Here is a 1,874-nt window from a genome sequence, read left to right as displayed (position 1 = left end):
CAAAAGGTGTCTAAAGTGATTCCGGTAGCCTCTTCCAGCGCCATGCGGCAGGTGGTGCGGGATGCATTAAAAAATGAATTTGCAGGCAAGGGGGGATTTTCCACCTTCAATTATGAAATGAAATCATTCAGCTACTACCAGGAGTTGAAAGAATTATACGGATATAATTCAAAAACCAACCTGCTCTTTGTTAACAATGCTACCAGCAGCGGAAGGAATGTAGATGCTGTTTCCAGGAAAACAGGTATCATGGTAAAGTTCCTGCAACAGAACTTTACCATAGATATGGATATTCCGGAGGCCGGAGAACTGATCGACCGGAATACAGATCCATCTGTATTTGGAGGCGTAGCACCATTGTATGTAAGCAGCGTAACCTATGGCCGGCTTGGAATTATGACAATAGAAACAGATGCGGAAGAAGAAACCGCCACGACAGTATTCCGGAAGGCATTTAGTGTTCTTGGCATCGTTAATGGCAGCAGTTCACTGACAACGGATGAAAAGGCCWTCATTGATGCTGCAGAGATAAAAGTATCTGTTGCGGGTGTAAGCGGAGAAGATGCCGTACGCACCATTACCGGGCTGGCCGGACTCGCAGAACTGATCACCAAAGGGCTTACTTATACACCAGAGTCACCAGGTGTGCCTATTACTTTTAAGATGCGTTACGTAAATGATGACGGCAATGTGGCCGCTCCTTTCGAAGTTAACTATGGCCCCTTTGATAAGGTGTATGCACGACTGGAATATGAAAAGAAGCCATTTAGTTATGATGCCGCCAGAAACGAAACGTATACTGCAGATATATACCTTGCTTACTACCAGGATCCTAATGGTACGGTACCTACATCCGGTTATAATTTTATAAAGTTCAATATTGGCACCACCAACAAGAAGGAGTACCCCATCAATCCTGATAATCCTACTGAAACAGAGGTGTTTACTTCTTCTGAATCGTTCCGGAATACAACTAAAGGGGCGACTCGCTCACTGGTCTATAAAAACACCATATTATTGAAATTCATTGGATTGGGTAATCCCAGAACACCCGCCAATTCTATCCGTTTCACCAATGACTATTTCCTGTCGGACGGTGACGGGTATATTCAGATACCAACTACCTATAAAAACCCCTGACGAATGACTGATTCTAAAAAAATTATTACTGGTATCTATAACTACCATTATTCTGTAGAAAAGAAAAATTAACTGCTTTAATTCTATTGTATGATATATCAATCCATGTTTTTTTCTTACCAGCGTAGTAGCCGTAAAATAATTACCGGCATACTCGCTGTGTTACTATGTTGCAGTTGTGGCAGGAAGGAACTGTCAGATGTAACAAAGACCGGTCGCAATGGTCTTGCAGCATTACCTAAGTTTGTACCGCCTGTTGTAAAGGTGGATGTTTTGAACCCAAAAAAGAACGCTGATGTACTGCTTACACTGGAATCTGTATTGAACCACCGCAAGCTGAACGGTGCTCCCGGAACAATTGCAGGAGTTGAGCCTACAGGTATCAGGTTTACAAATGGTGCTAACGATGCGACCTCCATTTATACAGAGATGTTCAATGCGAATGAATTTGTTACGAACACTACTATCTCCAATGATGTATACCCGGGTTCTATTATACAGGGAAGTACGGTAGCTGATTTTGTATTGAAAGGGATCTATGGCTACTCCAGACCTATCACCGTCTCCGTATCCATTCCCACCTCCCCGCAAAAGGTGTCTAAAGTGATTCCGGTAGCCTCTTCCAGCGCCATGCGGCAGGTGGTGCGGGATGCATTAAAAAATGAATTTGCAGGCAAGGGGGGATTTTCCACCTTCAATTATGAAATGAAATCATTCAGCTACTACCAGGAGTT

General features: G+C 43.3%; 2 protein-coding genes. Both read left to right on the top strand.

Features of this window, described 5'->3' with window-relative positions:
• Positions 1-1,140: thiol-activated cytolysin family protein (locus AC1DP6_RS36410; RefSeq protein ID WP_477059297.1), on the top strand; the 1,140-nt coding region annotated here is incomplete at its 5' end.
• Positions 1,141-1,230: 90 nt separating this feature from the next.
• Positions 1,231-1,874 (top strand): hypothetical protein (locus tag AC1DP6_RS36405; protein WP_477059296.1); only part of this gene is annotated, 644 nt, incomplete at its 3' end.

Source organism: Chitinophaga sp. 01L420, from assembly GCF_056399985.1.
Note: the sequence above shows the minus strand (reverse complement) of the source record. Positions and strands in the feature narration are given on the sequence as shown.